We start from the raw sequence: 24216 nt of genomic DNA, 5'->3' as shown, positions 1-24216 counted from the left end.
TTGGCGGGTTTCTTTATTACTCGTTGATGCGTGGATGCTGGTCCACCAGTCGGGAGCGTTTTTTCTGCAGCTCTTCAATCTCTGCGTCAATATCCTCAATCTTCTGCTCTACGTTATCGTAGTGCTCGCGCAGGATCTCTTTCGCTTCCTGGATGTCAGACGCCGCAGGCGTTGCGCCTTTCAGAGGGCGATTCGCCGTCTCCTTCATGGTAAGACCTGTAATCAAACCAATCACCGCAATCACCATCAGGTAATAAGCCGGCATCATCAGGTTCTGCGTGCTCTCGACCAGCGAGGCGGCAAGCGTCGGGGTCAGACCGGCAATCAGCACCGAGATGTTAAAGGCCGCGGCCAGCGCGCTGTAGCGAATATGCGTCGGGAACATCGCGGGCAACGTGGAGGCCATCACCCCGATAAAGCAGTTAAGGATCACCGCCAGCATCAGCAGACCGGCAAAAATCAGCCCCAGCACATCACTGTTAATCAGAATGAATGCCGGAATTGCCAGAGCAAACAGCGCAACGCTTCCCAGGATAATGAACGGTCGACGACCAAAACGGTCACTCAACAGGCCCATAATCGGCTGCACAAACAGCATACCCACCATGATGGCGATAATAATCAGCACACCGTGATCTTCCGAGTAGTGCAGGTTATGCGACAGATAGCTCGGCATGTAGGTCAACAGCATGTAGTAGGTCACGTTGGTCGAAATCACCAGACCAATACAGGTCAGCAGGCTGCGCCAGTGCTTAGTGGCAATCTCTTTGAACGACACCTTCGGACCATCCTGTAGCCCTTCGCGGTCACCCTGTTCCAGTTTTTCGACGTGCTGCTGGAAAGCAGGCGTCTCTTCCAGCGCATGACGCAGGTAAAGACCAATTATCCCCAGCGGCAATGCCAGGAAGAACGGGATACGCCAGCCCCAGTCGAGGAAGTTATCTTCACCCACCACGGTTGAAATCAGTACGACTACGCCCGCGCCCATGACAAACCCGGCAATCGAGCCGAAGTCCAGCCAGCTCCCCATAAATCCGCGCTTACGGTCCGGGGAATACTCGGCAACAAAGATCGAGGCACCGGTATATTCACCGCCCACGGAGAAGCCCTGCGCCATCTTACATATCAGCAGGAGAATCGGTGCCCAAATGCCGATGGTGGCGTAAGACGGTATAAGGCCGATACAGAATGTACTGATCGACATAATGACGATGGTGATGGCCAGGATCTTCTGACGACCATATTTATCGCCGAGCATACCGAAGAACAGACCGCCCAGCGGGCGAATCAGGAAGGGAACGGAGAACGTACCCAGTGCGGCGATCATCTGCAGGCTGGGATCGGCCCCGGGGAAAAACACTTTACCTAACGCATAGGCCACAAAGCCGTAGACACCAAAATCGAACCATTCCATCGCATTACCGAGCGAGGCTGCGGTAATGGCTTTACGCAGCTTTGCGTCATCAATAATGGTGACGTCGCGAAGCGTGATGGGTTTAATCTTTTTCCTTCTCAGCATAGCTATCCTCGTTGACTCGGCCCTGTCTGTTTCACAGTCCAGTTAGCGTTCTGTGAACCATGGGATCCGCTCCATGCGAATCGCCTTATTCAAGCGTAGCAGGTTTACTTACATTGACGTTTTACGTCGATACAACCGAACCTGTTGACGCCTGCCTGGGCAGTTAATGACCTTTTTACCCTACCAGCGTTTATATTTGTGATCAACTTCACACATATTTTCGTGTCTGGTCAACTCAGGCAAATTTTTGTCAAGGAGTGCCAATAAGTACTTCCTTACCCCACCTAAAGAACATCCTCCCGCAGGTCATTATTTCTTTCGTAACAGAAAAACAAACCACGTTAATTCACATCAGGTTTACATAAATTTTCATCAGCAGGAACCGGCCTCAGGTTTTACATTGAATATGTGATAAAGATAACTAAAACGATGTTTTATTTTCATTGAATCAATATTCCAGTGATCGCATCATAAATCCGAATTCAGCGTTTTACGTGTTTAAGGAAAAGGTTAATTGAGAGCACGCATTTAATTTTGTTGCAGGGCTTTCGAAAAAACACCACAAGCAATACGAGCAATCAATTGAATTTATTGACTAATTTTTAACACCTATCCCCCGTACTGCGGGATCCGATGTGAGGTTTGTCTATGAAGATTAAAGCCACGATAGAACGTATACCCGGCGGCATGATGCTGGTTCCGCTGGTACTGGGCGCGATCCTGAATACCCTTGCTCCCAATACCGGAGCTTATTTTGGCGGTTTCACAAAAGGCATGATAACAGGCACGGTTCCCATTCTTGCCGTCTGGTTTTTTTGTATCGGCGCATCCATTAATTTACGGGCAACGGGGACAGTATTACGGAAATCCGGCACGCTGGTGATCACCAAAATAGCGGTAGCCTGGGCGGTGGCAATGATATGCGCGATGTTCATTCCGGAGAATGGAATTCAGACCGGGTTCTTTGCGGGTTTATCGGTCCTGGCGATCGTCTCGGCGATGGATATGACCAACGGCGGATTGTACGCCAGCCTGATGAATCAGTACGGGACGAAAGAAGAGTCCGGCGCATTTGTGTTGATGTCTCTGGAGTCCGGCCCATTGATGACGATGCTGATCCTGGGGTCTGCTGGCCTGGCCTCGTTTGAACCCCACCACTTTGTCGGCGCGATCCTGCCCTTCCTGGTCGGTTTCGCCCTTGGCAATCTCGACCGCGATCTGCGTGATTTCTTCAGCAAAGCCACGCCGGTGCTGATCCCGTTCTTCGGTTTCGCACTGGGGAACACCATCAACCTGAAGGTCATTCTCGATACCGGCCTGCTGGGCATTGTGCTGGGTGTCGCCGTGATCGTCATCACCGGTATTCCGCTGATTATTGCCGACCGAGTCATCGGAGGAGGAAACGGCACGGCCGGCGTCGCCGCCTCTTCAGCCGCCGGTGCTGCAGTCGCAAACCCGGTGATTATCGCCCAAATTAACCCGGCCTTCGAACCGGTCGCCGCTTCAGCGACGGCGCTGGTTGCCGCGAGCGTGATCGTCACCGCAATTCTGGTCCCCATCATCACGGCGCTGTATGCGAAACGCTACGGGAATATGCAAGAGACCCTGCCTGAACCGAAGCCGATAGAAATGAATCATTAACACACAGCACCGTTCCCTCTCCCAATGGGGAGAGGGGGAGAGATTTAGCCAAAAATCTCTTCCACCATCCCGTCCACCAGCCGTTTTGCCGAACAGAGTCTCGGCATGCCCAGCGCGACGGTCTGCCAGTTTTGCGTCACTGACCAGCTCACCGGATGTTGATCCGCCTGACACCAGTCCCCCAGCCAGCCCAGCATGTCTTTATGATCGATTAAACCCGGAGAGGCCGGCGTTGTCAGCCACTGGTGATAGAAATGGCGGGTCGTGGGTGACGCATTGATGCCCTGTGCCAGATAGTTAGACGCCATGCTGCGCAGGTTATCCTTAAGCATTGCCGCCACATCTTCATTCGCGAGGCGGCATGCGTCACCAAATGCCCCCCAGCGCAGCTCTTCCAGGACGATAAAACAGCGCCCGGCCAGCGACCAGCCATCATAATGCCCGGCCCGCCAGCGGGTAAAAATCTGCTCGCTATGCTCACCCGCCTGCACCGTCAGCCCGCGCTGGGTTAGCGCCTTCTCTTTATAGGCGGCGCGTTGGGTAAAATGAGAAGCGAGTTCAGCGTACTGCTGCATCAGACCGGGGGACTGCTGGGCGCGCGGGTGCGTCTGCTGGCGCAAAGCAATCAGTTTCTCTGCCATCAGCGTCAGCGCGAGATGACCCGGGTCAAGCATGCCGGCCAGTTTTTCCGCCAGCCCCAGGCGCAGCGCCGCATTTTCATTAAGCATACCCGCCATCGCCCACGGGCGCAGCCGGGTATGCGTCATGATTTCCTGAGTCAAACGCTCACGAAACTGAAGCTGTTGTGGTCCCAGGTGAGGATGACGCGCCGCGTCCACTCCCTGAACAAGATCGACCATAAATTTTGGATTAATACACTCCAGCGTTCGCCCGGGGCCGTCCAGTAGTGGTGTTGTCATGGTTGCTCTGCCGCGAATAGAGTTTGAATATCATCGCGTAACAGTCGGGTATCTTCCTGTATCCACGCCGCAGTCGTAATGCTTTGTTTCAACAGCTGGCAGAGCGCTCGGGTTGAATGCTCATTCTGTTGACGCACTGCGAGGCTATCACGCAAGCTTTCCTGTAACCCGGTCAGGCACAGCGAGAATTCTGCAAAAAACGTCGCCATTCCTGCCGTAACAGAGACATCGACCTGCGCGGACAAAGCTTTACGTATTTGTTCACAAAACAGCTCAATATGTTGCTTAAATTTGTCATGTAGCTGCGCAATATCGATAACATATCGCGTGCGCGTTTCCACATACTCATCCCAACCCCAGCCCGGGTTATTGAGCCAGCGCGAGACCGTTTCTCGCATGCTGCTCCCGCCTGATGACGGGCCTGCCTGGCTGTCATCCTGCGCTATCGCATCGTTAAACAGCGCCCGCGTATTGAAGTTGAGCTGGTGAGCCTGAAACGCCGGGAAACTGATTCGCGCCCGAAAACCCGCATGGCTCAGATGCTCTTTAATACGCGTTTCGATGGGGCGCATGGCTTCGTTCAGGGAACGCGCCAGCGTAGATTCAAGCTGGTCGAAGCGTAACGCCAGCTCCCGGCAGATTTTCGTCTGTGCATCCAGCATCACCAATTCGCAGGAGGAGCGGATTTTACTCAGCGCGATCTGCGCCTGCCCTTCATCGTCCAGAACCAGCTGCTTCAGCTCGTCACCGTGAGGGTTCTGCCGATCGATGCCTGCCAAATCAAGAATATGCTGAGCGCTGAACACCTCGCCAATCGCCTGGTTAAGCGCGATTTTTTGGGCGCCCATAAAGTCCGCGGTAGCGTTCAGCGCCTCCTCAACTTCATGTTTCACCTCATCGCTCACCACGCTCTGACGCGTCTGGAGAAGCGCCATGTCCTCTTCCAGACGTGCGATATTCAGTTCCAGAGCCTCAAAGGCAACCGTCAGCCCCTGATAGCGGAAGTCGAGGTACTCCCGGGCATTTTGTGCGTAGTTGAGCAGCTTATGCGAGGCCGAACGCAGCGCGTAAAGCGAGGCATTGGCATAGGCGGCGTAAATCAGCTTGCGTATCGGTTGTTCGAAAAGCGAATCTTCCCAGAGCAAATCGGCAGCATGACGAATATGGTCGATATCGTCCAGGTCCGCCGTACGCCAGCGTCGCCCAAGCGCCGCTTCGGCAAAGTCCTGTACCCAGGGTTGCTCCTGATGATCCGGCAGTTGTCCGTGGGTACTCATCTCGTAGCGAGCGCGGTTCGCCAGATAGGCCCACATGGACGAAACGGGGTAGATCTGGCCAGGCGAAATATTGCCTTTCATTAAGGTGCCGGAGATCATCGCCCGGATCTGCTCTTCATCGTCGCTATTGCGATCTTTCTGATCGAATTTATTGACCAGCGCATACAGCGGCACGGATTTTCCCGCCGCGGAAATAGCCTGGCGGACTTCTTCATCAGAGATGGATTTAAGCTGGGTATAATCCATCACGGCCAGCACTGCCGATGCGCGGGACAACTGCTCGCTGAGCATTTTTTGCAGGTGCGGCTGTCCGGCCTCATTCGGTCCGGGCGTATCGAGCAGCGTCAGCTGTCCGAGGTGAGCATCCAGACCCGCAAGATGCACGAACTCCACTTCAATCACCGGAATATGTTCGATAGCCGCATACTCAGAGAACGGAAACTCCACCCCTAACGCCTGGGAAAGCCTCACCAGGTCGTTGAGGCTTTTCAGACAATGAAATATCGGCTGCGCGCCCAGGTGATGCTTCTCAAAAGCCTCTCCTTTTTCAATGCGCTCCAGCAGCGTATTCATGTCTTTATCAATTTCCAGATGCTGGGCGAGCTTTCCGCGATCGTAATCGCATAGCTTTTTCTGGAGCAGTTGGATCAATTCATCAATGGGCGAGGCATGTGAGAAATGCAGCACCGGCTCCTTCTGACCCGGCGTGTGGCGAATCAGGGTAGGAAGCGCCGTCATCGGACGATTGCGGTTCGGCAACACTTCGGTCCCCACAATCGCATTAATGGTGGTCGATTTCCCCGCTTTCATAGTGCCAACAATAGCCAGGACCATTTCCAGCCGGGTTATTTTTCGTAATTCATTATTCAGCATCGCCTGCTGCGCTTCGACACCGCGCGCGCTAAAATGCAAAGGTAAAACGTTGTTCTTTTCACCCGTAATAGCAGCCGCGGTGCTCTCCAGCATAGCAGTCGGCATTGATTTCAACGTATCAAGGTTTTGCCGGGCGAGCTGTAGCAAACGCTCAGCTTCCTGGCTTAATTCAAAAATGGTCTGTGTGTGCATGATAAAAGCCTTTCCTTAACGCAAATTTATTACTTTTATTAAGCCACTGGTATTAATTATGTTGTTCAGGCTTATATGATCACGTGTGGAAAACATGTCCGCCGAAATATAACTGATTGATGATAATCAGAAATAATTCGCTATCCTTGCATGGCGTGTATAGCTCCCCTCCTGGCCTGACGGCCAAAGGAAAAAAGCGTAGCCCAATTTTAAGAAACTTCAGGATATATCATCATTATTTACCCACCTAAAAAGAGAGGTAATACGCCCCTGCCAAAAGATATGGATGGCAGCGAAGTCAGGAGATAAATAACAATGTGTCGCTTCACCTTATCCGAAATGAAGGAGCGTAGCAATTTGCTGCAATAAAATATTCGATATATTTAGCGTCATTTCTTCCCAACGTGTTAATGAGGTAAGCATCGCTTAACTGACTGACAGGAAGTGTCACTCCCGATACGCTTTTTGCATTTTTTTAATTCACAATGTCACCGACAAACGTGTGGATTTGCGCTATACTTGCCGCCTTTTTCGGCACGCTGCCGTCATTTAGCTGGCACTTTCCAGCGCGTTTACACTTTTTGAGGATACCGATATGTCACTCCCACACTGCCCAAAATGCAATTCTGAATACACCTATGAAGATAATGGCATGTTCATCTGCCCGGAATGCGCTCACGAATGGAATGATGCCGAACCATCCCACGATGCTGATGCACTTGTCGTAAAAGATGCGAACGGCAATTTGCTGGCGGACGGCGACAGCGTAACCGTGATTAAAGATCTGAAAGTGAAAGGCAGTTCTTCCATGCTGAAGATCGGCACCAAAGTGAAGAATATCCGTCTGGTTGAAGGCGATCATAATATCGACTGCAAAATTGACGGCTTCGGTCCGATGAAGCTGAAATCAGAGTTCGTGAAAAAGAACTGATTTACCCGCCCGGTGGCGCTTCGCTTACCGGGTTTTCGGGAACTACACTTAACGGGCTTTTCTTACGTGAGGTAAAGATTATGCCGTTAAGTCCCTACATCTCTTTTGCCGGCAACTGTGCAGAAGCCACTTCTTTCTACCAGCAAGCCGTCGGCGCAGAGCTTCTCTATAAAATCACCTTCGGCGAAATGCCAAAAAGCGATAACAGCGAAGAAGGCTGTCCGTCCGGTATGCAATTTCCGGATTCGGCTATCGCTCACTCCAACGTCCGCATTGCGGGCAGCGATATCATGATGAGCGACGGGATGCCGCCTGGCAGCAACGCGCAGTACGCGGGCTTCACGCTGGTTCTCGACACCCAGGACGTTAATGAAGGCAAACGCTGGTTCGACAACCTCGCCGCGGGCGGGAATATCGACATGGCCTGGCAGGAAACCTTCTGGGCACACGGTTTCGGTAAAGTCACCGATAAATACGGCGTGCCGTGGATGATTAACGTCGTTAAGCAGCAGCACTAATTTTCGGGCGGTGGGCGCTCTGCCTCCGCCTGTCATCAAACTCCGCTCAACTCTTCAAACTCCCGCAACCCAGACTTAACCCAAATGTCACATTGATGCGCCAGCATGAGGCCACATTTATCGTGAGGCCCAGCACATGCAAACCGTCATCCGCGTCGAGAAACTGAGCAAGACCTTCCATCACAATAAGGCTCTGCATGCCGTTGATCTGACCGTCCAGCAGGGCGAAATGGTGGCGCTGCTGGGGCCATCCGGTTCCGGTAAATCCACCCTTCTGCGTCATTTAAGCGGTCTTATCACCTGCGATAAAACGCCGGAAAGCCACGTCGAGCTGCTGGGCAATACCGTGCAGCGCGCGGGGCGTCTCGCCAGTGATATCCGCAAGAGCCGCGCCCAGACGGGCTACATCTTCCAGCAGTTCAACCTGGTGAACCGCCTGACGGTGCTGGAGAACGTGCTGATTGGCGCGCTCGGCAGCACCCCGTTCTGGCGCACCTGTCTGCGCTGGTTCTCCCCTTCGCAGAAGCAGGAAGCCTTGCAGGCTCTGACCCGCGTCGGCATGGCGCATTTTGCCCACCAGCGCGTCTCCACCCTGTCCGGTGGGCAACAGCAGCGCGTGGCGATTGCGCGCGCGCTGATGCAGAAAGCGCAAATCATTCTTGCAGACGAACCCATTGCCTCGCTGGACCCGGAGTCCGCCCGCATCGTGATGGAAACCCTGCGCGACATTAACCAGAACGACGGCATCACCGTAGTGGTCACGCTGCATCAGGTGGATTACGCCCTGCGCTACTGCGAACGCATTGTCGCCCTGCGTCAGGGACATGTGTTCTTTGATGGCGCGAGCCATCAGTTTGATAACGAACGTTTTGACCATCTCTACCGCAGCATTAACCGCGTCGAAGAGAACGCGCAGGCTGCTTAATTAAACCCGATCCGAGGAAAGTACATGAGCTACAAAGCCGTTGCCGCGCTGGCCTTTACCAGCATGTTCAGCCTCAGCACCCTGTTAAGCCCGGCGTATGCACAAGAGCAGGAAAAAGCGCTGAACTTCGGCATTATTTCGACGGAATCACAGCAGAACCTGAAGCCTCAGTGGGAACCGTTCCTGAAAGATATGGAAACTAAGCTGGGGATCAAAGTGAACGCCTTCTTCGCCCCGGACTACGCGGGCATCATCCAGGGGATGCGCTTTAATAAAGTGGACATCGCCTGGTACGGCAACCTCTCCGCCATGGAAGCGGTGGACCGAGCGAACGGCCAGGTCTTTGCCCAGACCGTCGCGGCAGATGGCTCCCCGGGCTACTGGAGCGTGCTGATCGTCAACAAAGACAGCCCGATCAACAACCTCAACGACATGCTCGCCAAACGCAAAGAGCTGACCTTCGGCAACGGCGACCCGAACTCGACCTCCGGCTACCTTGTCCCCGGCTACTACGTCTTCGCCAAAAACAACGCCTCCGCCAGCGACTTCAAACGCACGGTGAACGCCAGCCACGAAACCAACGCCCTGGCCGTGGCCAACAAGCAGGTGGACGTTGCCACCAACAACACCGAGAACCTCGACAAGCTGAAAACTTCCGCGCCGGACAAGCTGAAAGAGATCAAGGTTATCTGGAAATCGCCGCTGATCCCGGGCGACCCGATCGTCTGGCGTAAAAATCTCTCCGAGAGCACCAAGGACAAGGTGTACGACTTCTTTATGACCTATGGCAAAACGCCGGAAGAGAAAGCGGTCCTGGCGCGTCTGGGCTGGGCACCGTTCCGCCCGTCAAGCGACCTGCAGCTGGTCCCGATTCGCCAGCTGGCGCTGTTTAAAGAGATGCAGGGCGTGAAGGACAACAAAGGGCTGAAGGACGAGGAGAAGACCAGCAAAGTGGCCGCAATTGAAGCCCAGCTGGAAGACCTCGACCGCCTGACCGCCGCGCTCGGTGCGATGACGAGCGTGAATAAAGCGGTGCAGTAGTGCCTTTCTCCCTCTCCCAGTGGGAGAGGGCCGGGGTGAGGGCATCAGCGCGCACATTTCCCCCTCACCCTAACCCTCTCCCTCAAGGGAGAGGGGACTAAACCCAAAGGAGCCAACATGCAAACCATCACCCTCCCGCCGCCGAAGCGCAGCTGGTTCTCGCTCATAAGCTGGGCCATCCTGCTGGCGGTGCTGGTTATCTCCTGGAAGGGCGCGGAAATGGATCCGCTACTGCTCTTCAAAGACGCGGGCAACATGGCGACCTTCGCCGCCGACTTCTTCCCGCCGGACTTCAGCCAGTGGCAGGATTACCTCAGCGAAATGGCGGTCACCCTGCAAATCGCCGTCTGGGGCACCGCCCTTGCCGTCGTTCTCTCCATTCCCTTTGGCCTGATGAGTGCCGAAAACATCGTGCCGTGGTGGGTATACCAGCCGATGCGTCGCCTGATGGACGCCTGTCGCGCCATCAATGAAATGGTCTTTGCGATGCTGTTCGTGGTCGCCGTTGGCCTGGGTCCGTTCGCCGGCGTGATGGCGCTGTTCATCCACACTACCGGCGTGCTTTCCAAGCTGCTCTCCGAAGCGGTCGAAGCCATCGAGCCCGGCCCGGTGGAAGGCATCCGCGCAACGGGCGCCAACAAAATCGAAGAGATCCTGTACGGCGTCCTGCCGCAGGTTATGCCGCTCCTGATCTCCTACTCCCTGTACCGCTTTGAGTCCAACGTCCGCTCCGCCACCGTGGTCGGCATGGTGGGCGCAGGCGGGATTGGCGTCACCCTGTGGGAAGCGATTCGCGGTTTCCAGTTCCAGCAAACCTGCGCCCTGATGGTGCTCATCATCGTCACCGTCAGCCTGCTGGATTTCCTCTCTCAACGTTTGCGTAAGCACTTCATCTGAGAAGCGAGGCTTTGTTTTCTATGCACTTATCCAGACATCCGACCAGTTACCCGACCCGCTGGCAAGAGATTGCGGCAAAGCTCGAAGTGGAGCTGCGCACGCACTACCGCTGCGGGGACTACCTGCCCGCCGAGCAGCAGCTTGCCGACCGCTATGAAGTGAACCGCCACACCCTGCGTCGCGCCATTGACCAGCTGGTCGAGCGCGGCTGGGTCCAGCGCCGCCAGGGCGTGGGCGTGCTGGTGCTGATGCGCCCGTTCGACTACCCGCTGAACGCCCAGGCGCGCTTTAGCCAGAACCTGCTGGATCAGGGCAGCCACCCGACCAGCGAAAAGCTGCTCTCGGTATTGCGCCCGGCCTCCAGCCACGTGGCGGACGCGCTGGGCATTCAGGAGGGCGACGATGTCATTCACCTGCGTACCCTGCGTCGCGTTAACGGCGTGGCGGTATGCCAGATAGACCATTACTTTGCGGACCTCGCCCTCTGGCCCGTGCTCCAGCATTTCTCCAGCGGCTCGCTGCATGATTTTCTTCAGGATGCGACCGGCATTGCGCTCAAGCGCACCCAGACCCGCATCAGCGCCCGTCGCGCGCAGGCGAAAGAGAGCAAAGTGCTCGAAATCCCCAATATGGCCCCGCTGCTCTGCGTGCGCACCCTCAACCACCGTGACGGCGAGATCAACGCGACGGAATACTCCGTCAGCCTGACCCGCGCCGACATGATCGAATTCACCATGGAGCACTGAATGCACTTCGACACCGCCACCCGACAGCGCTGGATGCGCGTGCTGGCCCATAGCCAGCCTGCTGCGCTGGCTGCCCGCATGAACGCGCTCAGCCTGACGCCAGACTACGACACCCTTCGCGCCCCGGAGATCGGCCTCGTTCAGATCCAGGCGCGCATGGGCGGCACCGGAGAACGCTTTTTCGCCGGAGACGCCACCCTCACCCGCGCGGCAATCCGCCTGAACAGCGGCACGCTGGGCTACAGCTACGTGCTGGGGCGCGACAAAGCGCACGCCGAGCGCTGCGCGGTGATCGACGCGCTTTTACAAGAACAACCCTATTTCCAGACGTTAATGGAAACCCTTATTGCCCCGCTGGAAGCCGACCGCGCCGCGCGCATTGCCGCACGTCAGGCCGAAGTGAACACCAGCCGGGTCGACTTCTTTACGCTCGTTCGCGGAGACAACGCATGACGCTTCAACCTGCTTTTACCCTGGCCGTCCAGGATGCCCAACACAGTTTTCGTCGCCTGCTGAAAGCGATGAGCGAGCCGGGCGTGATCGTCTCGCTGCACCAGCTCTCCCAGGGCTGGCTGCCGCTGAACCTGGCGACCACCAGCGTGCTGCTGACGCTTGCCGACAACGACACACCGGTGTGGCTTTCGGGCGCGCTGTCGAACGATATCGCCAGCCAGAACCTGCGTTTTCACACCAGCGCTCCGCTGGTCGATCAGCCCCAGCAGGCGGTTTTTGCCGTGGCTGACGAGCAAATCAGCCATGAGCAATTGAATGCCCTGAGCGAAGGCAGCGCCGTCGCCCCGGAGACCAGCGCCACGCTGATCCTGCAGGTTTCCAGCCTGAGCGGCGGCCGCATGCTGCGCCTCACGGGGGCAGGCATCGCCGACGAACGCATGGTTGCGCCGCAGCTGCCGGAGTGCATCATTCACGAGCTGACCGAGCGCCCGCACCCGTTCCCGCTGGGCATTGACCTGATCCTGACCTGCGGCGAGCGCCTGCTGGCAATCCCGCGGACCACCCACGTGGAGGTGTGCTGATGTACGTTGCCGTCAAAGGGGGCGAGAAGGCCATCGCCGCCGCCCATGCGCTACAGGCGCACAGACGACGGGGCGATGAACGGCTTCCCGAGCTGAGCGTCGCCCAGATTGAGCAGCAGCTAAACCTCGCCGTCGACCGCGTGATGACCGAGGGCGGCATCGCCGATCGCGAGCTGGCGGCGCTGGCCCTGAAGCAGGCCAGCGGCGACAGCGTGGAAGCCATCTTCCTGCTGCGCGCCTACCGCACCACGCTCGCGAAACTGGCGGTCAGCGAGCCGGTGAATACGGCGGAGATGCGCCTGGAACGTCGCATTTCTGCCGTTTATAAAGACGTTCCCGGCGGCCAGCTGCTTGGCCCCACCTACGACTACACCCACCGCCTGCTGGATTTTACCCTGTTGGCGAACGGCGAATCGCCGCAGCTCAGCACCTCCGACGCCGAACAGGAACCGTCTCCGCACGTCTTCAGCCTGCTGGCAAAACAGGGCCTGGCGAAGACGGAAGAAGATTCAGGCGCGCAGCCGGATGACATCACCCGCACGCCGCCGGTTTACCCGTGCTCGCGCTCGTCCCGCCTGCAGCAGCTGATGCGCGGCGACGAAGGCTATCTGCTGGCGCTGGCCTACTCCACCCAGCGCGGCTACGGGCGCAACCACCCGTTTGCGGCCGAAATTCGCAGCGGCTACATCGACGTCGAGATCGTACCGGAAGAGCTGGGTTTTGCGGTGAACGTCGGCGAACTGCTGATGACCGAGTGTGAAATGGTTAACGGTTTCGTCGCCCCGGAAGACGAAGACCCGCACTTTACCCGCGGCTACGGGCTGGTATTCGGCCTCGGCGAGCGCAAGGCCATGGCAATGGCGCTGGTCGACCGCGCCCTGCAGGCACCGGACTACGGCGAGCACGTTGCAGGCCCGGCGCAGGACGAAGAGTTTGTGCTGGCCCACGCGGATAACGTTGAGGCCGCTGGCTTCGTCTCGCACCTCAAGCTGCCGCACTACGTCGATTTCCAGGCCGAACTGGAACTGCTGAAACGCCTGCAACGGGAGCGCAAAAATGGCTAACTTAAGCGGCTACAACTTTGCCTATCTGGATGAGCAAACCAAACGCATGATCCGCCGCGCCATCTTAAAAGCGGTGGCCATTCCGGGCTATCAGGTGCCGTTCGGCGGCCGCGAAATGCCGATGCCCTACGGCTGGGGCACGGGCGGTATTCAGATCACCGCCAGCGTGATCGGCGAGGCGGACGTGCTGAAGGTCATCGACCAGGGCGCCGACGACACCACCAACGCCGTGTCGATCCGCAGCTTCTTCCAGCGCGTAACCGGCGTCAATACCACCGAAAAAACCGAAGACGCAACGCTGATCCAGACCCGTCACCGCATCCCGGAAACCCCGCTCACTGAAGATCAAATTTTGATTTTCCAGGTGCCGATCCCGGAGCCGCTGCGCTTTATCGAGCCGCGCGAAACGGAAACCCGCACCATGCACGCGCTGGAAGAGTACGGCGTCATGCAGGTGAAGCTGTATGAGGATATCGCCCGCTTCGGCCATATCGCCACCACCTACGCCTATCCGGTGAAGGTGAACGGACGCTACGTGATGGACCCGTCGCCGATCCCGAAATTCGATAACCCGAAGATGGACATGATGCCCGCCCTGCAGCTTTTCGGCGCCGGGCGCGAAAAGCGCATCTACGCCGTCCCGCCTTACACCCGCGTGGAAAGCCTGGATTTCGACGATCACCCGTTTACGGTGCAGGAGTGGGACGAGCCGTGCGCCATCTGCGGATCCAAACACAGCTATCTGGACGAGGTGGTGCTGGACGATACGGGCAAACGGATGTTTGTCTGCTCCGACACCGATTACTGCCGCCAACAGAGCGAGGCGAACAGCCAATGAAACCGCTGCTTTCGGTTAATAACCTGACTCACCTGTATGCGCCGGGCAAAGGCTTTAGCGACGTGTCGTTCGAGCTGTGGCCGGGCGAGGTGCTGGGGATCGTCGGCGAGTCCGGCTCCGGCAAAACCACCCTGCTGAAGTCCATCTCCGCGCGCCTGACGCCGCAGAAAGGCGACATTTTGTATGAGGGCGCCTCGCTGTACGGCATGAGCGAGGCCGGACGCCGCCGCCTGCTGCGCACCGAGTGGGGCGTGGTACATCAGCACCCGATGGACGGCCTGCGCCGTCAGGTCTCTGCCGGGGGCAACATCGGCGAACGCCTGATGGCCACCGGCGCGCGCCACTACGGCAACATCCGCGCTACCGCCCAGCACTGGCTGGAGGAAGTGGAAATCCCCGCCTCGCGCATCGACGACCTGCCGACGACCTTCTCCGGCGGGATGCAGCAGCGCCTGCAGATTGCCCGCAACCTGGTCACCCATCCGAAGCTGGTGTTTATGGATGAACCCACCGGCGGGCTGGACGTCTCCGTGCAGGCGCGCCTGCTCGACCTGCTGCGCGGTCTGGTGGTGGAGCTGAACCTCGCGGTGGTGATTGTCACCCACGATCTGGGCGTTGCGCGCCTGCTTGCGGACCGTCTGCTGGTGATGAAGCAGGGCCAGGTGGTGGAAAGTGGGCTCACCGACCGGGTGCTCGACGATCCACACCATCCGTACACCCAGCTGCTGGTGTCGTCCGTATTGCAGAATTAAGAGGCCAACATGATCCACGTACAAAACGTAAGTAAGACCTTTGTGCTCCACCAGCAAAACGGCGTGCGTCTGCCGGTGCTGCAAAATGCCTCGTTAGAGATCAGCAGCGGCGAATGCGTGGTGCTGCACGGCCATTCCGGCAGCGGAAAATCCACCCTGCTACGCTCCCTGTACGCCAACTATCTCCCGGACGAAGGCCACATTCATATTCGCCACAATGATGAGTGGGTCGATCTGGTGCAGGCCCCCGCGCGTAAAGTGCTGGAAGTGCGCCGCACGACGATCGGCTGGGTGAGCCAGTTTCTGCGGGTGATCCCGCGGATCTCCGCCCTGGACGTAGTGATGCAGCCGCTGCTGGATCTCGGCGTGCCGCGCGAAGCCTGCGCCGCCAAAGCCGCCAGCCTGCTGACGCGCCTCAACGTGCCGGAGCGCCTGTGGCATCTCGCCCCGTCGACCTTTTCCGGCGGCGAGCAGCAGCGCGTCAATATCGCCCGCGGGTTTATCGTCGACTACCCGATTTTACTTCTGGATGAACCCACCGCCTCGCTCGACGGCAAAAACAGCGCCGCCGTGGTGGAACTGATCGAACAGGCCAAAGCGCGCGGCGCGGCGATCGTCGGGATCTTCCACGACGACGCCGTACGCAGCCGCGTGGCGGACAGATTGCACCCGATGGGGGTCCACGCATGATTATCAATAACGTCAGGCTGGTGCTGGAAAATGAAGTGGTTAATGGCTCGGTTGAAGTCCATGAAGGCGTTATTCGCGCCTTTGCCGAAACCCAAAGCCGTACCCCTGAAGCGATGGACGGTGAAGGCGGCTGGCTGCTGCCGGGGCTGATTGAGCTGCATACCGATAATCTGGACAAATTTTTCACCCCGCGCCCGAAGGTCGACTGGCCCGCCCATTCGGCGATGAGCAGCCATGACGCGCTGATGGTCGCCAGCGGCATCACCACCGTGCTGGACGCGGTGGCGATTGGCGACGTGCGCGACGGCGGCGATCGCCTGGAGAATCTGGAGAAGATGATCAACGCCGTGGAGGAGACGCAAAAGCGCGGCCTCAACCGCGCCGAGCACCGTCTCCACCTGCGCTGCGAGCTGCCGCACCACACCACCCTGCCGCTGTTTGAAAAGCTGGTCGGGCGCGAGCCGGTCTCGCTGGTCTCCCTGATGGACCACTCGCCGGGGCAGCGCCAGTTCGCCAACATTGAAAAGTATCGCGAATACTATCAGGGCAAATATTCTCTCAGCGATGCGGAGATGGCCCGCTACGAGGAAGAGCAGCTGACGCTTGCGGCCCAGTGGTCGCAGCCAAACCGTCTCAGGATTGCCGCGATGTGTCGTGACCGCAATATCGCGCTGGCCAGCCATGACGACGCCACGCACGATCACGTGCGCGAATCCCATCAGCTTGGCAGCGTGATCGCCGAATTTCCCACCACGTTTGAAGCGGCTGAAGCCTCCCGCAGGCACGGCATGAACGTGCTGATGGGCGCACCAAACATCGTGCGCGGCGGATCGCATTCCGGTAACGTCGCGGCAAGCAGGCTCGCCTCCCTGGGTCTGCTGGATATCCTCTCATCCGACTACTATCCCGCCAGCCTGCTGGATGCGGCGTTCCGGGTGGCCGACGACGAGAGCAACAGCTTTACGCTGCCGCAGGCGATTCGCCTGGTGACGAAAAACCCGGCCTCGGCGCTTAATCTTCAGGATCGCGGGGAAATCGCCGAGGGTAAACGCGCGGATCTGGTGCTGGCCCACCGCAAGGGCGAGCACGTTCATATCGACCACGTCTGGCGTCAGGGAAAAAGGGTGTTCTGATGGGAAGGCTCATCTGGTTAATGGGGCCCTCGGGTTCCGGTAAAGACAGCCTGCTGTCCGCCTTACGGCAGCGGGAACATCCGCAGCTGCTGGTCGCGCATCGCTATATTACCCGCGCGGCCCATGCCGGGAGCGAAAATCATATCGCCCTGAGCGAGCAGGAGTTTTTCATCCGCGCCGGGCAAAACCTGCTGGCGCTGAGCTGGCACGCCAACGGTTATTACTATGGCGTGGGCATCGAAATCGACCTCTGGCTGCATGCGGGGTTCGACGTGCTGGTTAACGGCTCGCGTGCGCATCTGCCGCAAGCGCGCGCCCGCTATGAGGCGGCCCTGCTGCCGGTCTGCCTGCAGGTTTCGCCGGACGTTCTGCGCAGCCGGTTGCAGAGTCGGGGGCGTGAATCAGCCCGTGAGATCGATCTGCGGCTTGAGCGTGCGGCCCGCTATGCCCCGTCGGACTGCTACATCCTCAATAACGACGGAAGTTTGCTACAGTCAGTCGATACCTTTTTATCGCTTATCCGTCAGAAGGAGAAACAGCATGCCTGACTGCCAGCTTCGCCCCGCCACCGCCGACGATGCGCAGAGTGTTTACGCCCTGATCTGCGAGCTCAAGCAGGCAGAGTTCGACCATCAGGCGTTCCACGCCGGGTTTCTTGCCAACCTGCAGGATCGCAACATGCGCTACCAGCTTGCGGAGAGAGAGGGACAGGTCATCGGCATGATCGGCCTGCACATGCAGTTTCACCTGCACCATGCGCGCTGGATCGGCGAGATCCAGGAGCTGGTCGTAATGCCGCAGGCGCGAGGGTTAAAGGTCGGAAGTCACCTGCTGGCCTGGGCGGAAGAGGTAGCGCGACAGGCCGGCGCGGAGCTGACCGAACTTTCCACCAGCGTGAAGCGCACCGACGCGCACCGTTTTTACGTTCGTGAAGGATACACGCAGAGCCATTTCCGATTCACCAAACCGCTGTAGAGGTGCGCTATGAGTCTGACCATCACGTTGACGGGAACGGGTGGCGCCCAGCTGGTGCCGGTCTTTGGCTGCGACTGCGCGGCGTGTCGCCGGGCGCGCCTGCAGGATAACTATCGCCGTCGCCCGTGCAGCGCGGTGGTGAAATTCAACGATGCCGTCACCCTGCTGGATGCCGGTATTCCGCATCTGATGGACGACTGGCCGGCGGGCAGCTTCCAGCAGTTCTTGCTCACCCATTACCATATGGATCACGTTCAGGGGCTGTTCCCCCTGCGCTGGGGCGTGGGGGCGACGATCCCGGTTTACGGTCCGCCGGACGAAGCCGGGTGCGACGATCTGTTTAAACACCCGGGCATTCTGGATTTCAGCCACACGGTCGAACCGTTTGTGATGTTTGAGCTTCAGGGTCTGCGGGTCACGCCGCTGCCGCTCAACCATTCGAAACTGACCTTCGGGTATTTGCTGGAATCGGCCCACAGCCGCGTGGCCTGGCTTTCCGATACCGCCGGATTGCCGGAAAAAACGGTGAAGTTCCTGCTCAACAACCAGCCGCAGGCAATAATTATCGACTGCAGCCATGAACCGCGCGAGGAAACGCCGCGAAACCATTGCGACTTAAATACCGTGATTGCGTTAAACGAGGCGATTGGCTGCCCGCAGGTGATCCTGACGCACATCAGCCATCAGTTTGACGTGTGGATGATGGATAACCCGCTGCCGCAGGGCATAGAAGCGGGCTATGACGGGATGGTGCTGGTGCTGGATTAGGTTTTCTCCCTCTCCTGTGGGAGAGGGCAACAGGCCACACTTAGCCTCGATCGTAATCGTCTTCTAACCTGCGCTCATCCTCTTCCAGACGACGTCTGTCGTCATCCAGCTGACGCTGACGTTCATCTAAACGACGGCGTCTGTCTTCAAGCTGCCGACGACGATCGTCGTATTGTCGACTGTCGATTTGACGGCTGCGGTCATAACGATCGTCGTCGTCATTGCTGCGGCTGCTGCCGGGGTTATAGGCATCGTTGATCGCCTGCTGAATGTTGCCAATAGCATCATCAACAATATCGGCATGAGCCAGTTGGCTGGTGAGTGACAGCAGACCGAATAACAGAGCAGTTGAGTAACGTTTCATAAGGCCAGACTCGCAGGTGAACTGGCCTTACGATAATGAACGGCGGGAAGCCGGGGTAGCGGAGGAATCTCAAATTACCATAACCTTGCGCAGCGCCTGCGCCAGCTGCACCCGCGTAAACGGCTTACGCAGTAGCGGGACGTCCGGCAGCTGAGGATTATGCGCGGGCCGTAGATCCTGGCCGCTGATCAGCAGCACAGGAAGCTGCGGATAATGGCTGCGCACATGGTTAATCACCTCGGCGCCGCTGAGGCTGCCGGGCAGCATCAGGTCGCTGATAAACATGCCAATATCCGGTGAAGCCTCCAGCATATTCAGCGCCTGCTCGCCGTTGTCCGCTTCCAGCGTCAGGTAGCCGAGCTGATGCAGCTGCTCGCACAGCGTCTGACGGACATCCGCCTCATCTTCCAGCACCAGCACCAGCCGCTCGCTATCGACGGAGGCGGTGGCTGACAGTGCTTCATCGTCTGCCGCAGCAGGCAGCACCGAGCGCGGGAGGTGAAGCCGGACGGTCGTTCCCTGCCCCGGCGCGCTTTCAATTTCCACGCGGCCGCCGGACTGACGCACAAAGCCGTAGACCATCGACAGGCCTAACCCGCTCCCGCTTCCGGTCTGCTTGGTGGTGAAGAACGGTTCAAAGACCCGGGATTTCACCTCCTGCGACATGCCGCTGCCGCGGTCAATCACCTCCAGCGCCACCATATCCTGCCTGCGCCCGTCGCTGCGGGTGACGCGCTGATTCCAGGTCCGGATTTTAATCACCCCGCTTTGCCCTTCCATCGCATCGCGCGCGTTCATCACCAGGTTGATGATGGCGTTTTCCAGCTGGCTAACGTCAATCCACGCGGGCCATGCCGGGGTTTGCGCTTCAATCTCCAGGGTGAGGGTAGCAGGCAGGGAGTGGCGCATCAGCTCCCGGAGGTTCTCCAGCAGCGGCAGCATCTCTACCGCATGCGGCGTCAGGGACTGCTTGCGGGAAAACGCCAGCAGGCGCTGCGTCAGTAAGGCACCCCGCTCGGCCGCCTTCAGCGCCCGGGTAATGCGCGGCGCGTCTTTTGATTCGGGGTCGGTGAGCTCAAGGCTGCCGATGATTACCGCCAGCAGGTTGTTAAAATCATGCGCCAGCCCGCCGGTCAGCTGTCCGACCGCCTTCATCTTCTGGCTGTGCAGCAGCGCCTCTTCCAGCCCCTGACGCTCAACGCGGTCGATCTCCATCTGCGTGGTTTTCTCTTTCAGCAGGCGCGTGGTGTGCTCAAGCGAGGCGGTATTGCGGGCAAAAACGTTAAACGCGCGCGCTAGCTCGCCCAGCTCATCGCGCCGCTGGAGGGCGGGAACGGAGACATCCTGCTCGCCGTGAGCAAGGCGCGACATCGCCCGGGAAATCGCCGTCAGGTTAGAGGCCAGATTGCGGTAGATATACCAGCAGGCGCACCCGGTGATGATCAGCGCCAGCACGGCGAAGAAGCTGATAAACACGCTGATGGACTGCAGCTCGTGATGGCTCTGGGCAGTGCGAAGTCGGGAGGCCTGCGCCACCTGCCCGACGTACTGATTAATATCGCTGTTGAGGATCGCCACCAGCGCCTTGATGTGGAACATATACCAGCTTATCGCCAGGTCGCTCTCTTCCAGCTGCTTCGACAGCGGGGCGAGCTTGCCTAACTCGGCATTAAAATCAGGCAGAACCCCCTTCACGACCGGCTGTACGGCACTCCGGGGCAGCGCTGCGGCCACGGCGTCCAGTTGCTGAACGGTCGCGCGCGGCGAAGGGGTGTCGATGGCGGCGGCGATCAGCCGGTCCATCTCCATCAGCTGCTGCGCATCCGGCACGTTGCTGTCGTAACGGCGGTTGATGTCCTGCAGATGACGCAGGTAGCTCTGGCTTTGATACAGCGAGCTCAGCAGCGCGTTACGCTCCAGATGGCGCCGCTGGCCGCGCTCAAGCATCTCCGTCACGCTCTGCTGTAGCTCATTGCTTCGTTGAATAATACGCGCCACCAGCGCCGGCTCCTGCTGCGCCAGCGGCGCTTCCGCAAGCTGTTCCAGCGAGCGGCGCAGCGCCATTTGCGTCTGCTTCAGGCGCTCGGCTTCGCCTTTGTACTCCAGCGCCCCGACGACCTGCGAAAGCCGCACCGCCGCCGTCGCCACGTTGGCGGTATCGCGGGCCAGGTTCATGCTGCCGGTCATATCGTCCAGCGTTTGCTGCTGAACCTGCTCCTGGATTTGACTGGCGTGACGAAAGCCGAGCACCGCCACGCCGCTCACCATTAGCGTCACGGCGACCACCAGCAGATTAAAAATCAGCAGGCGGCCTCGGGCGCTGGCGAAAAAGGGCGGACGGCGTGATGGCATGGGCTTGGGCTCCTGTGCGGTTTGGTGCCCTCACCCTAACCCTCTCCCCAAAGGGGCGAGGGAATGATTTGCTCCCTCTCCCTTTCAGGGAGAGGGCCGGGGTGAGGGTAGTTCAATAACTGTGATCTACATTAGCTATTCATAACTATGACAAATATGAACAGCTTCTGACATTTTGCATTTACGCACCTGTGATGAAGTGCAGATATCGGCATTCGCAGGAGATCCGCCATGAGCAGAACCCCGGTATTAGAGATGCGCAGCATTGCCAAAACGTTTGGCAGTTTCCACGCGCTCAAGGGTGTGGATTTGACGGTCTTTCCCGGAGAGATCCACGCGCTGATGGGCGAAAACGGCGCGGGAAAAAGCACGCTGATGAAAATCCTCGCGGGAGCCTATACCGCCACCAGCGGTGAGATCCTGATCGACGGTCAGCCGTTTCACATTAAAGGGCCGAAAGATGCGCTGGCCGCAGGCATTACCCTGATTTATCAGGAGATGCAGCTCGCGCCCAACCTGACCGTTGCCGAAAATATCTTTCTTGGCAGCGAGCTGTCGCGCGGCGGGATGGTGCAGCGCAAAGAGATGGCCGCCCAGGCGCAGGCGGTGATTGAGCGCCTCGGCGCACAGTTCAATGCCACTGACCTGGTGATGAAGCTGACCATCGCCGAGCAGCAGCAGGTGGAAATTGCCCGCGCGCTGCACCGCAACAGCCGCATTCTGGTGATGGATGAACCCACCGCCGCCCTCTCCTCGCGGGAAACGCACCGCCTGTTCGAACTGATTTTGCGCCTGCGCGATGAAGGGATGGCGATCATCTATATCAGCCACCGCATGGCGGAAGTGTATGAACTTTCTGACCGCGTCAGCGTTCTGCGCGACGGGCAGTACGTCGGCAGCCTGACGCGCGACAAGCTGAACGCCTCCGAGCTGGTGCGCATGATGGTGGGCCGCCCGTTAAGCGATCTGTTCAACAAAGAGCGTGATATTCCCCTCGGCAGCCCGCGCCTCAACGTCCACCACCTCACCGACGGCAGAAAAGTACAGCCGTGCAGCCTGCAGGTGCGTTCCGGCGAAATCGTCGGGCTGGCGGGCCTGGTCGGGGCCGGACGCTCCGAGCTGGCGCAGCTTATCTTCGGCGTGCGTAAAGCCACGGGCGGGATGATTGAGGTGGACGGCGAGCCGGTGGTGATCCACTCCCCGCGCGCGGCCATTGATAACGGCATCGGTTTTCTCACCGAAAACCGCAAGGAGCAGGGGCTATTTCTGGAGCTGGCGGCACAGGAGAACATCACTATGGCGACGCTGGAGCGCGACGCCACCTTCGGCATGCTAAACCGCAAAAAAGCCCAGTCGATTTCCGATGACGCGATTGCCCTGCTCAATATCCGCGTCCCGCATTCTCAGGTGCGCGCGGGTGGGCTCTCCGGCGGCAACCAGCAAAAGCTTCTGATCTCCCGCTGGGTGGCCATCGGCCCGCGCATTCTGATTCTGGACGAACCTACGCGCGGCGTGGACGTCGGCGCGAAAAGCGAGATCTACCGCATCATGAACCAGATGGCGCGCAAAGGGGTGGCGATTTTAATGATCTCCAGCGAGTTGCCGGAAGTGGTGGGCATGAGCGACCGGGTGTACGTGATGCGGGAAGGCAGCATTGCGGGTGAACTCCACGGGCGCGACATCTCTCAGGAAAACATTATGACGCTGGCAACCGGCGTGAACGACACTCATCATCAGGCGGTGCAATCATGACAACTCCAACCCATCCGCAGCAGGTGGCGAAATCCGCCTCCGCCAAAAAAATGCTGATGAGCGATCTGATGCAAACGGTCGGCATCCTGCCGATTCTTATCCTGATTGTGGCGGTATTTGGCTTTATCGCCCCGAACTTCTTCACCGAGAGCAACCTGCTCAACATTACCCGTCAGGCGTCGATCAACATCGTGCTGGCGGCGGGAATGACCTTCATCATTTTAACCGGCGGGATTGACCTCTCCGTGGGCTCGATTCTGGGCACCACGGCGGTAGCGGCGATGGTGGTCTCGCTTATCCCTGAATTTGCGATGCTCTCCATTCCGGCCGCGCTGATGCTCGGCATGGTGCTGGGTCTGTTCAACGGCGCGCTGGTGGCCTTTGCCGGGCTGCCGCCCTTCATCGTGACGCTCGGCACCTATACGGCGCTGCGCGGCGCGGCGTATCTGCTGGCGGACGGCACGACGGTCATTAACTCCAACATCAGCTTCGAGTGGATCGGCAATAACTACCTCGGCCCGATCCCGTGGCTGGTAGTCATTGCCCTTGCGGTGATTGCTATCTGCTGGTTCATCCTGCGCCGCACCACGCTCGGCGTCCACATCTACGCGGTGGGCGGCAACATGCAGGCGGCGCGACTGACCGGCATCAAGGTCTGGCTGGTGCTGCTGTTTGTCTACGGCATGAGCGGCCTGCTCTCCGGGCTCGGCGGCGTGATGAGCGCCTCGCGCCTCTACAGCGCCAACGGCAACCTCGGCACGGGCTACGAGCTGGATGCGATTGCGGCGGTGATCCTCGGCGGCACCAGCTTCGTCGGCGGGATCGGCACGATCACCGGCACGCTGGTCGGCGCATTAATCATCGCCACCCTCAACAACGGCATGACGCTGATGGGCGTCTCCTACTTCTGGCAGCTGGTGATCAAAGGGGCGGTGATCATCATAGCGGTGCTGATCGACAAATACCGTACCCGACACCATCAAAGTGCATAACAACAAAACCCTACAGCTTCGA

General features: G+C 58.6%; 24 protein-coding genes. 19 read left to right on the top strand and 5 right to left on the bottom strand.

All coding sequences use genetic code 11. The annotated features are described in order from the left end of the window. Positions 1-16: 16 nt before the first annotated feature. On the bottom strand, positions 17-1519 hold the full coding sequence (gene proP, locus FOY96_RS01750) for a glycine betaine/L-proline transporter ProP (protein WP_029740241.1): 1503 nt from the start codon (positions 1517-1519) through the stop codon (positions 17-19). Between the two features lie 648 nt (positions 1520-2167). Here proP and kdgT point away from each other — a divergent pair. Next, positions 2168-3160 carry a 2-keto-3-deoxygluconate transporter gene (gene kdgT, locus FOY96_RS01745; protein ID WP_033144443.1) on the top strand — a complete coding sequence of 331 codons (993 nt, stop codon included), beginning with the start codon at positions 2168-2170 and terminating at the stop codon, positions 3158-3160. A 44-nt stretch (positions 3161-3204) separates the two neighbouring features. Here kdgT and FOY96_RS01740 read toward each other — a convergent pair whose 3' ends face one another. Then, positions 3205-4080: a diguanylate cyclase regulator RdcB family protein gene (locus FOY96_RS01740; protein ID WP_069303543.1), complete on the bottom strand. Its 876-nt coding sequence runs from the start codon at positions 4078-4080 to the stop codon at positions 3205-3207. Further along, a complete protein-coding gene (gene crfC, locus FOY96_RS01735; protein WP_143346415.1) occupies positions 4077-6422 on the bottom strand; it encodes a clamp-binding protein CrfC in 2346 nt (781 codons plus the stop codon). The genes FOY96_RS01740 and crfC overlap by 4 nt, the downstream gene beginning before the upstream one ends. A 595-nt stretch (positions 6423-7017) precedes the next feature. Here crfC and FOY96_RS01730 point away from each other — a divergent pair. The 16 genes from FOY96_RS01730 to phnP all read left to right on the top strand — a co-directional run bounded on the left by FOY96_RS01730 (position 7018) and on the right by phnP (position 18734). Continuing rightward, positions 7018-7353, top strand: a complete 336-nt coding sequence (locus FOY96_RS01730; protein WP_023310096.1) for a zinc ribbon domain-containing protein YjdM — start codon at positions 7018-7020, stop codon at positions 7351-7353. Positions 7354-7433: 80 nt separating this feature from the next. Then, the gene (gene yjdN, locus FOY96_RS01725; RefSeq protein WP_033144440.1) at positions 7434-7871 is read left to right on the top strand and encodes a VOC family metalloprotein YjdN; all 438 of its coding nucleotides are present in this window, start codon (positions 7434-7436) and stop codon (positions 7869-7871) included. A gap of 136 nt (positions 7872-8007) precedes the next feature. Beyond that, positions 8008-8796, top strand: a complete 789-nt coding sequence (phnC, locus tag FOY96_RS01720; RefSeq protein ID WP_033144439.1) for a phosphonate ABC transporter ATP-binding protein — start codon at positions 8008-8010, stop codon at positions 8794-8796. Positions 8797-8820: 24 nt separating this feature from the next. Beyond that, complete coding sequence (phnD, locus tag FOY96_RS01715) at positions 8821-9837, top strand: phosphonate ABC transporter substrate-binding protein (RefSeq protein WP_047059567.1); 1017 nt, start codon at positions 8821-8823, stop codon at positions 9835-9837. Positions 9838-9954: 117 nt separating this feature from the next. Further along, entirely contained in the window at positions 9955-10734 is a 780-nt protein-coding gene (gene phnE / locus FOY96_RS01710; protein ID WP_023334213.1) for a phosphonate ABC transporter, permease protein PhnE, read from the top strand. 20 nt (positions 10735-10754) lie between these two features. Then, the gene (gene phnF / locus FOY96_RS01705; RefSeq protein ID WP_023310091.1) at positions 10755-11480 is read left to right on the top strand and encodes a phosphonate metabolism transcriptional regulator PhnF; all 726 of its coding nucleotides are present in this window, start codon (positions 10755-10757) and stop codon (positions 11478-11480) included. Further along, positions 11481-11933, top strand: coding sequence for a phosphonate C-P lyase system protein PhnG (gene phnG, locus FOY96_RS01700; protein WP_033144437.1), 453 nt, complete (start codon positions 11481-11483; stop codon positions 11931-11933). Continuing rightward, positions 11930-12514 carry a phosphonate C-P lyase system protein PhnH gene (phnH, locus tag FOY96_RS01695; protein WP_032662532.1) on the top strand — a complete coding sequence of 195 codons (585 nt, stop codon included), beginning with the start codon at positions 11930-11932 and terminating at the stop codon, positions 12512-12514. The genes phnG and phnH overlap by 4 nt, the downstream gene beginning before the upstream one ends. Further along, positions 12514-13578, top strand: coding sequence for a carbon-phosphorus lyase complex subunit (locus FOY96_RS01690; RefSeq protein WP_073001678.1), 1065 nt, complete (start codon positions 12514-12516; stop codon positions 13576-13578). The genes phnH and FOY96_RS01690 overlap by 1 nt, the downstream gene beginning before the upstream one ends. Then, entirely contained in the window at positions 13571-14416 is an 846-nt protein-coding gene (gene phnJ, locus FOY96_RS01685; protein ID WP_033144435.1) for an alpha-D-ribose 1-methylphosphonate 5-phosphate C-P-lyase PhnJ, read from the top strand. Before FOY96_RS01690 ends, phnJ begins: the two co-directional genes overlap by 8 nt. Continuing rightward, entirely contained in the window at positions 14413-15168 is a 756-nt protein-coding gene (gene phnK, locus FOY96_RS01680; protein ID WP_048976472.1) for a phosphonate C-P lyase system protein PhnK, read from the top strand. Before phnJ ends, phnK begins: the two co-directional genes overlap by 4 nt. Before the next feature lie 9 nt (positions 15169-15177). Beyond that, the gene (phnL, locus tag FOY96_RS01675) at positions 15178-15858 is read left to right on the top strand and encodes a phosphonate C-P lyase system protein PhnL (protein ID WP_143346414.1); all 681 of its coding nucleotides are present in this window, start codon (positions 15178-15180) and stop codon (positions 15856-15858) included. After that, positions 15855-16991, top strand: coding sequence for an alpha-D-ribose 1-methylphosphonate 5-triphosphate diphosphatase (gene phnM, locus FOY96_RS01670; protein ID WP_143346413.1), 1137 nt, complete (start codon positions 15855-15857; stop codon positions 16989-16991). Before phnL ends, phnM begins: the two co-directional genes overlap by 4 nt. Continuing rightward, the gene (gene phnN, locus FOY96_RS01665) at positions 16988-17539 is read left to right on the top strand and encodes a ribose 1,5-bisphosphokinase (RefSeq protein ID WP_143346412.1); all 552 of its coding nucleotides are present in this window, start codon (positions 16988-16990) and stop codon (positions 17537-17539) included. The genes phnM and phnN overlap by 4 nt, the downstream gene beginning before the upstream one ends. Further along, positions 17532-17966, top strand: coding sequence for an aminoalkylphosphonate N-acetyltransferase (gene phnO / locus FOY96_RS01660; RefSeq protein WP_143346411.1), 435 nt, complete (start codon positions 17532-17534; stop codon positions 17964-17966). The genes phnN and phnO overlap by 8 nt, the downstream gene beginning before the upstream one ends. Positions 17967-17975: 9 nt before the next feature. After that, the gene (gene phnP / locus FOY96_RS01655; protein ID WP_143346410.1) at positions 17976-18734 is read left to right on the top strand and encodes a phosphonate metabolism protein PhnP; all 759 of its coding nucleotides are present in this window, start codon (positions 17976-17978) and stop codon (positions 18732-18734) included. A gap of 40 nt (positions 18735-18774) precedes the next feature. Here the strand turns inward: phnP and yjdP are convergent, their stop codons facing one another. Then, positions 18775-19098 (bottom strand): DDRRRQL repeat protein YjdP, encoded by a 324-nt coding sequence (gene yjdP, locus FOY96_RS01650; RefSeq protein WP_039262386.1) that lies wholly within the window; start codon positions 19096-19098, stop codon positions 18775-18777. Positions 19099-19167: 69 nt separating this feature from the next. Beyond that, positions 19168-21450, bottom strand: a complete 2283-nt coding sequence (locus FOY96_RS01645; RefSeq protein ID WP_143346409.1) for an ATP-binding protein — start codon at positions 21448-21450, stop codon at positions 19168-19170. 231 nt (positions 21451-21681) lie between these two features. On the opposite strand from FOY96_RS01645, the gene FOY96_RS01640 reads away from it, so the two are divergent. Both FOY96_RS01640 and FOY96_RS01635 read left to right on the top strand, forming a co-directional pair. Beyond that, complete coding sequence (locus tag FOY96_RS01640) at positions 21682-23202, top strand: sugar ABC transporter ATP-binding protein (protein ID WP_143346408.1); 1521 nt, start codon at positions 21682-21684, stop codon at positions 23200-23202. Beyond that, a complete protein-coding gene (locus FOY96_RS01635; RefSeq protein ID WP_032662554.1) occupies positions 23199-24194 on the top strand; it encodes an ABC transporter permease subunit in 996 nt (331 codons plus the stop codon). Before FOY96_RS01640 ends, FOY96_RS01635 begins: the two co-directional genes overlap by 4 nt. Positions 24195-24216 lie beyond the last annotated feature (22 nt).

The sequence above is a fragment of the Enterobacter asburiae genome (genome assembly GCF_007035645.1).
GTDB classification, from domain to species: domain Bacteria; phylum Pseudomonadota; class Gammaproteobacteria; order Enterobacterales; family Enterobacteriaceae; genus Enterobacter; species Enterobacter asburiae_B.
The sequence above is the reverse complement of the archived record's forward strand: the minus strand, read 5'-3'. Positions and strand labels throughout refer to the sequence as shown.